Raw genomic sequence first — 7,605 nt, forward strand, 5'->3', positions numbered from 1 at the left:
GGGTACTGGTTGCCCTTGCCGAGCTGGCCGCTCACCAGGGTCGCCACGCCGCTGGTCAGCGTGTTGAGCTGCGGGCTCTGGCGGGAGACGATGAAATGCGACAGCTCGTTCCAGGAGCCTTGGAACGAGAGCACCGTCAGCGTGATCAGCGCCGGGCGGGCCATCGGCAGCACCACCGACCAGAAGGTGCGCAGCACCCCGGCGCCGTCGATCCTGGCCGCCTCCTCGACGCTGCCCGGGATGGACTCGAAGAACTGCTTCATGATGAACACCCCGGCCGCGTCGGCGATCAGCGGGATGATCATGCCGCTGTAGGTGTTGTATATCCCGAACTCGTTGAGCACCAGGAACTTCGGGATCATCAGCACCACGCTGGGCACGGCCATCACCGCGATCACCGCGGAGAAGACCGCGCCGCGGCCGCGGAATCGCAGCCGGGCCAGCGCGTATCCGGCCATCGAGTCGAACAGGATCCGCCCGGCGGTGACCGAGACCGCGACGAACGCGGAGTTCGCGAACCACAGCGGGAAGTCCTGCTGGCCGAGCTGGTGGAACGCGGCGAGCGTCCAGTGCTGCGGGAGCGGGTTGAGCGGATGGTTGGTCGCGTCGGCGTCCGTCTTGAACGAGGAGCCGAGCTCGATCAGGAACGGGAAGATGTAGATCAGCGCGAACAGCAGCAGCGCGGCGTAGCTCGCCGCCCTGGCGCGCGGGCTGAGCTGGCCGGGCCGATACGGCTTCCGGGCCCGTGCGGTGCGCTCGGTCAGGGTCATCCGGCATCCGCCTTCCGCTCGCGCAGGACGAACCGCTGCAGCGCGGTGAGCGCCACGATGATCGCGAACAGGATGAACGCGATCGCGGCGCCCTGTCCCCACTGCTGGTCGTTGAACGAGGTCGTGTACGACAGGTACGCCGGGGTCAGCGTCGTCTTGGCCGGATTGCCCTGGCTGATGATGTAGACCTGGTCGAAGACCTGCCAGGTGCCGATCAGCCCGAGGGTCAGCACCAGGAACAGGGTCGGGCGCAGCATCGGCAGCACCACCAGCCGCGTGCGCTGCCAGGCCGAGGCGCCGTCGATCAGCGCGGCCTCCTCGACCTCGGCGGGGATGTTCTGCAGCGCGGCCAGGAACATCAGCATGAACGTGCCCGAGGTGGTCCACACCGCCAGGACGATCAGCGCGGTCATCGCGACGCTCGGCCCCGCCAGCCAGTCCCACCAGGACTGGCCGAGCAGCCCGTGGTTCGCCAGCGCCGCGGGGGCCGAGTGCACGCCGAGCTTGTCGAGCAGGATGTGGATCAGCCCGTCCGGGTCGGCGAACCAGTTCGGACCGGTCCCGCCGGCCGAGCTGATCAGGGCATTGACGACTCCGCCGCCGCTGAACATGAACAGGAACACGATGGAGATGGCGACCGAGCTGGTCACCGACGGGAAGTAGTAGGCCGTGCGGAAGAATCCGCGCCCGGCCAGCCGGCGCCGGTTGAGCACGATCGCGAGGAACAGCGCGAGCGCTGTCTGCAGCGGCACGACCAGCAGCACGTAGTAGAAGTTGTTGCGCAGGCTGGTCATCAGGTCTTGCCGGGCGAGGCCGTCCCGGGTGAGCAGCGACGAGAAGTTTTTGGCGCCGACGAAGTGCGCGCCGCCGCTGAACGGGTTGCCCTGCCCGGTCCAGTCGCTGACGCTCACCCAGGCGGCCATCAGGATCGGCAGCACCAGGAACAGCGCCAGCAGCACGAGCACCGGCGCGGTGAACAGCCAGCCGGCGGCGGCCTCATGGCCGCGGATGCCGCCGCGGGGCCGCCGCGGGGCGGGCCGTTTCGCCGCGCGCGCCGCGGCGGGGGTCCCGGTTGCCGTCGTCATCGCCGCGCTACTGGTTCTGCTGGATGACGGCCTGGAAGTTCTTCTGCTCCGCGGACAGCAGCGCGGCGGGGTCCGCGGTGGCCAGCTGCGCGAGCTTTGAGTCGTAGTCGGAGATGGTCTGCGTCCCGCCGGCCAGCGCGAGGTCGGGCTGGGCGTAGGCGGCGCCGGCCAGGAACGCGGCGTCGGCCGGGAAGGCGGCGGTCCACTGGTCCTTGACCGATTCGCGCGACGGCATCACGCCGAAGGCCTTGGCGAACGCCATCTGCTGGGTGCCCGACGCGAGGAAGTCGACCAGCTTGACCGCGGCGTCCTTGTGGCTGCTCTTGGCCGGGATGCCCCAGCAGTTGGTGAACGAGAGCGTGGCCTTCGTGCCGCTCGGCCCGGCCGGCAGCGGGTAGACCTGGTACTTCACGTTCGGGTAGTCGCTCTTCATCGCGCCGTCGATCCAGTTGCCCACGATGGTCATCGCGGCGGCGTTCTTGCCGAAGGCCTCGCCGTTCCAGCCGGCGTTGAGCGCGGACGGGAACTTCAGCACGCCATCGGAGAGCAGCTTCTTGACATAGTTGAGCGCCGCCACGTTCTGCGGGCTGTCGAAGGAGGCCGTCTTCTTGTCGGCGCTCAGCAGCGAGCCGCCGTTCTGGTAGATGAACTCGTCGATGCCGGCGTGGTCGGAGGCGATGGTCAGCCCGACGCGGCCGCCGGTGGTCAGCTTCTTGGCCACGGCCTCGAGCTGGTCCCAGTTGGTGGGCACGTCGGCGGGGGTCAGTCCGGCGGCGCTCCAGTCGGCGGTGTTGATCGCCAGGCCGAGCGTGGACCAGTCCTTGGGCACGCAGTAGAACTTGCCGTCGTAGGAGAACGACTGCTTGAGCGTGGGGTAGAAGTCGCCGGGGTCGCTGGCCTTGTCCGCGTACGCGTAGAGGGCGCCGGTCTTCGCGTAGTTCTGGAAGCTGCTGGTGTCCAGGTAGAACACGTCCGCCGGCTGGCCGGCCGCGAAGCCCTGGCTCACCTGCTGCTGCAGGTTCTGCGCGGCGACGACGTTGACCTTGATGCCGCTCTGCTTGGCGAAGGCGGCGGCCGCGGCCTGCACGGCGCTGGTCTCCGCCGCGCCGCTGGAGCCGATCAGGACGTTGAGCGGGCCGGAGTCCGAGCCGCCGGACCCGCTGGTCGAGGAGGAGCCGCCGAACCCGCCGCCGCTGCTGCACGCGGCCGTGAGCGCGAGTATCGCGGCGCCGAGTCCCGCGGCGGCGCCGCGGCCGAGAGTGCTCTTCATTGATCTTCCTCGGTTCTTGGAAAGGTGCGAACATACGCGGAATCGAGCGCTGACGCGCCGTCGGCGCGCCGAAGGCAGGGCGCGGGCCTCAGGAGGAGGCGCGCACCACGAGCGAGGGGGGAAGCAGGATCGGAGCCGGACCGGGCGGCGGGATCCCGGCGTCCTTCGCGGCGAGCACCCGCTCGAGCTGGTCGAGGCAGGCGCGGGCGACCTCGTCCATGGGCTGGGCCACGCTGCTCAGGCCGATCACGGCCGCGGTCGGCGAGTCGTCGAACCCGATGACGGCCAGGTCGCGGCCCGGGGTCAGGCCGCGCGCCGTGATCTCGGTCCACACGCCGAGCGCCAGCGAGTCGCTGACGCAGACGATCGCGGTGGGCGGCTGCGCGCCGTCCATCAGCTCGGCCCCGGCGGCGCGGCCGGCGGGCAGGTCGTCCAGCACGTTCCGGGTCAGGCCGCTGACGTCGAGGCCGGCTTCCCGGCAGGCGCGCAGCCAGCCGGAGCGCCGGTCGTCGCCGACCCCGGAGCCCTCGGGCCAGCCGAGGAAGGCGATGCGGCGGTGCCCGTTGCGGATCAGGTGGCGGGTCGCGTCGTAGGTGCCGGCCGCGCCGTCGACGTCCACCCAGCAGTGCGTGGCGGCGTTCTCGCCGCCGTCCGCTCCCCAGGGCCGGCCGAAGGTCACGAAGGCGGCGCCGTGCTCGGCGAGCCAGGCGATGCGCGCGTCGCCGAGGTGTGTGGCGGTGAGTACGAACGCGTCCAGGTCGTGATCGCTGAGCAGCTCGTCGTACTCGGCGATCTCCTGCTGGTCCTCGTTCGCGGCGAACAGCAGGACGCGGTAGTCGCGCTCCTGCGCCCGGGTCGTCAGGGCGTGGATGAAGACGTCGAGCACCGCTCCGCTGATCCCGTCGACGGGGGCGTGCATGCGTGCTGCGATCAGGTGCGAGCGGCGGGTGCGCAGCGTGCGCGCGGCCCGGTGCGGCCGGTATCCGAGCTCGTCGATCACCGCGCGCACCCGGTCCAGCGTCTCGGGCCGCACCAGGTGCGGAGCGTTGAGCACGTTGGACACGGTCTGCCTGGAGACGGACGCGATCTGCGCCACCGTCTCCAGAGTCGGGCGAGCCTGAGCGTCGCTGCTCACGGTTTCTTCCTCGACAGGATTCGGGATCTGTGGGCTACACTCCAGATTTGATCGATCAAATTCGCTGGCGAGTGGATGCCGCCGCCGATTTGATCGTTCAAACTCCCGCCATGGTGGGCGCGAGACCGCGGATTGTCAAGGAGGACCGATGACGCCATCCCGCCAGCCGTGGCTGCACGATCTGGTCACCACGCTCCAGGCGCCGACGGTGGCGCTGTGCTCCCCCGACGGCCAAGTCAGGTCGAACGGCGCACAGGGCGTCTTCCACGCGGACGTCAGAGTGCTGTCGCAGGCGGTGCTGATCGTCGACGGCGCGCAGCCTCAGCCGGTGGCCGGTGGAAACGACGAGGCGTCCACCGCGCGGTTCACCGGCCTGATCCGCACGCTCGGTGATCCCGGCGCCGATCCCACCGTCCGCGTGGAGCGGGTGCGGCGGGTCGCGGCCGGGTCGGTGGCCGAGGAGATCAGCCTGCTGTCATACGCGAGCCGCGCCGTGCGCACCATGGCCGAACTGCACCTCGCCGCCGACCTGGCCGAGATCGAGGCGGTCAAGTCCGGCCGCGCCGACGACGCTCCCCGCTCCGGCGTCGCGATCACCGTCGAGCAGCAGAGCCCCGACAGCGTCCTGTTGAGCTGGCGCGGCGAGGGTGCGACCGTACGACTTCACGCGCAGGCGCCGGCGGTAACGGCCACGCCCGACCCCGACAGCGGCGTGACGCTGCGCTGGCCGGTGGACCTGCCCGCGGCCGGGACGAGCACACTGCGCTGGGAACTGACCGCGGAGGTCACCGGATCGCCGGTCACGGGCGCACCCTCCGCCGCCACGGCCTGGCGGGACGTGCGCGTGACCGCCGGCGACCATCGGCTCACGGCGTTGGCCGCGCAGTCGCTCGCCGATCTTCGAGCCCTGCTGATGACTCCGGCGCACGCCCCCGACGACGTCTTCGCCGCGGCCGGGGCGCCGTGGTTCTTCACCCTCTTCGGCCGCGACAGCATTTGGGCCGCGCGGCTGATGCTGCCGTTCGGCTGGGAGCTGGCCGCCGGTACGCTGCGCGCCCTGGCCTCGCGCCAGGGCACCCGGATGTGCGCGCAGACCATGGAGGAGCCCGGGAAGATCCCGCACGAGCTGCGCCGGGCCGAATCAGTACACGGCGAAACGGATTCCGCCGGGGATCGCGCGATGGTGCTGCCCCCGCTCTACTACGGCACGGTGGACGCGACCCCGCTGTGGGTGTGCCTGCTGCACGACGCGTGGCGGGCCGGGATGCCGGAGGAGCAGGTACGCGCGCTGCTGCCGAACCTGCGCGCCGCGCTGGACTGGATCGTCGAGCACGGAGACGCCGACGGCGACGGGTTCCTCGAGTACCTGGACGCCGGCGGGCGCGGCCTGGCGAATCAGGGCTGGAAGGATTCCGGCGACTCGATCCGCTACGCCGACGGCCGCCAGGCGCAGGGCCCGGTCGCGCTCTGCGAGGTCCAGGGCTACGCCTACGAGGCCGCGGTGCACGGCGCCGACCTGCTCGACGCGTTCGGCCCCGGCGGCGCCGCGCGACTGCGCGCGTGGGCGGCGGACCTGGCGGTGCGGTTCCGGGAGAGCTTCTGGGCCAGCGACGCCGCGGGCCCCTTCCCGGTGCTCGCCCTGGACGGGGAGAAGAAGCCGGTCGACTCGCTCACCAGCAACATCGGCCACCTGCTGGGAACCGGGCTGCTGAACGCCGCGGAGAGCGCGCTGGTGCTCGACCGGCTGACCGGCCCGGGGCTCGACGGCGGCTTCGGCCTGCGTACGATGTCGGCGGCGAACGGCGGCTACTCGCCGCTCAGCTACCACTGCGGCTCGGTCTGGCCGCACGACACGGCGATCGTGATCCGGGCGATGGCGAGCGCCGGGCACGGCGCTCGGGCGCTCGGCCTGATCGAGGGGCTGCTGGCGGCGGGCTCCCGCTTCTCCTGGCGGCTGCCGGAGCTCTACAGCGGCGACGCGCGCACGTCCTCGCCGTGGCCGGTGCCGTATCCGGCCGCGTGCCGCCCGCAGGCGTGGGCGGCCGCGGCGATCGGTCCCATCGTGCAGGCGTTGCTCGGTCTGGAGGTCAACGTGCCGGCCGGGCGCGTGAAGGTCGATCCGCTCGATGACACCCCGTTCGGCGCGCTGCACGTGGACGGCCTGGTGGCCGGGCCGCGCCGGTTTAGCACCGACGCGCCGCACGAAGCACGCGTATCAGAGAGCTGACCAGTGCCCTGAGCTGAGGTGCCTCGACATCGCAGGCTCCCGCCGCCAAACCGCTGCGCTGCGGCGAGGCCGTCAGTAACGCGCTCTGCCCGCACGCGCGCGCTGTCCTGATGCCTGCTTCTTCGCCGCCGGCTTTTTCCCAGCCTGCTTCTTCGCGGTCGGCTTTGCCGCCGCCTGCTTGGTCGCGGGCTCGCCTTCGGACCGCTGCGCGTCCCTCTCCTTGATCCGCGCCGCTTCCTTGCGGACCTCGGCCTGGGTGGCGCGTTCGCGCTGCAGCCACTCGGGGAGCTGCGCCTTCAGCGCCTCGATCTGCTCGGTGGTGAGGGGTTCGGTCACTCCCCCGCGCGCGAGTCCGGCGATGGAAATGCCCAGCTTGAGAGCGGTCACCGGGCGGGGGTGCGGGCCGTTGCTGCGCAGGTCGCGCAGCCACGCAGGCGGGTCGGCCTGCAGCGCGTTGAGCTCGTCGCGCGAGACGACGCCCTCCTGGAACTCGGCCGGGGCGGCCCCGAGATGGATGCCCAGTTTCTTCGCCGCGGTCGCGGGCTTCATCGTCTGCGGGGTCTTGTGCGACTTCATGGGACTACAGTAGCGACCGCGGGCGGCGGTGACGGCCGGTAACCTGGCCACGTGACAGGCACGCACGCAGCCGCTTCGTTCCGCCTCGCGTACGTCCCGGGCGTGACCCCCGGAAAGTGGGCGCGGACCTGGGGCGAGCGGGTGCCCGCCGTGCCGCTCGAACTCATCGCGGCGTCCACGGCCGACGCGGTCACCGCCCTGCACGAGGGCGCGGCCGACGCCGCCCTCCTGCGACTGCCGATCGACCGCACCGGCCTGAGCGCGATCCCGCTGTACACCGAGACGAGCGTCGTCGTGGTTCCCAAAGACCATGAGGTGGCGGCGGTCGACGAGGTGTCCGTCGCGGACCTCGCCGACTACATCTGCCTGCACCCCCTCGACGACAGCCTCGGCTGGGAGAACCTGCCCGGGCTGCCCGCGAACGAACGCCCCGCGACGACGGCCGACGCCGTCGAACTGGTCGCCGCCGGAGTGGGGCTGCTGGTCGTCCCCCAATCGCTGGCGCGCCTGCACCATCGCAAGGACCTCACCTACCGGCCGGT

6 protein-coding genes and 1 pseudogene are annotated in these 7,605 nt (G+C 71.4%); 2 read left to right on the forward strand and 5 right to left on the reverse strand.

All coding sequences use genetic code 11. The annotated features are described in order from the left end of the window. The 4 genes from VFB40_RS07590 to VFB40_RS07605 form a co-directional block, all read right to left on the reverse strand. Positions 1 to 770: carbohydrate ABC transporter permease (locus VFB40_RS07590; RefSeq protein ID WP_324848584.1), on the reverse strand; the 770-nt coding region annotated here is incomplete at its 3' end. Continuing rightward, positions 767 to 1,855 (reverse strand): carbohydrate ABC transporter permease, encoded by a 1,089-nt coding sequence (locus VFB40_RS07595; protein WP_324848585.1) that lies wholly within the window; start codon positions 1,853 to 1,855, stop codon positions 767 to 769. The genes VFB40_RS07595 and VFB40_RS07590, both read right to left, overlap by 4 nt. A 7-nt stretch (positions 1,856 to 1,862) precedes the next feature. Further along, complete coding sequence (locus VFB40_RS07600; RefSeq protein WP_324848586.1) at positions 1,863 to 3,125, reverse strand: extracellular solute-binding protein; 1,263 nt, start codon at positions 3,123 to 3,125, stop codon at positions 1,863 to 1,865. An 88-nt stretch (positions 3,126 to 3,213) separates the two neighbouring features. Beyond that, positions 3,214 to 4,260 carry a substrate-binding domain-containing protein gene (locus VFB40_RS07605; RefSeq protein WP_324848587.1) on the reverse strand — a complete coding sequence of 349 codons (1,047 nt, stop codon included), beginning with the start codon at positions 4,258 to 4,260 and terminating at the stop codon, positions 3,214 to 3,216. A 148-nt stretch (positions 4,261 to 4,408) separates the two neighbouring features. Here VFB40_RS07605 and VFB40_RS07610 point away from each other — a divergent pair, with 148 nt between their 5' ends. Next, positions 4,409 to 6,487: an amylo-alpha-1,6-glucosidase gene (locus VFB40_RS07610; protein ID WP_324848588.1), complete on the forward strand. Its 2,079-nt coding sequence runs from the start codon at positions 4,409 to 4,411 to the stop codon at positions 6,485 to 6,487. A 195-nt stretch (positions 6,488 to 6,682) separates the two neighbouring features. On the opposite strand, the pseudogene VFB40_RS07615 reads toward VFB40_RS07610, so the two are convergent. Beyond that, positions 6,683 to 7,063, reverse strand: a pseudogene (locus tag VFB40_RS07615) (DUF5997 family protein); the annotation flags it as partial. Between the two features lie 51 nt (positions 7,064 to 7,114). Between VFB40_RS07615 and VFB40_RS07620 the strand changes: the two are divergent. After that, the coding region (locus VFB40_RS07620; RefSeq protein ID WP_324848590.1) for a LysR substrate-binding domain-containing protein at positions 7,115 to 7,605 on the forward strand (491 nt) is incomplete at its 3' end.

The sequence above is a fragment of the Actinocrinis sp. genome (assembly GCF_035650855.1).
Classification (GTDB): domain Bacteria; phylum Actinomycetota; class Actinomycetes; order Streptomycetales; family Catenulisporaceae; genus Actinocrinis.

Excerpts from the sequence above, each read along its gene's own strand:
- VFB40_RS07595 (WP_324848585.1), bottom strand. The coding sequence starts at position 1,855 with ATGACGACGGCAACCGGGACCCCCGCCGCGGCGCGCGCGGCGAAACGG.
- VFB40_RS07600 (WP_324848586.1), bottom strand. The coding sequence starts at position 3,125 with ATGAAGAGCACTCTCGGCCGCGGCGCCGCCGCGGGACTCGGCGCCGCG.
- VFB40_RS07610 (WP_324848588.1), top strand. The coding sequence starts at position 4,409 with ATGACGCCATCCCGCCAGCCGTGGCTGCACGATCTGGTCACCACGCTC.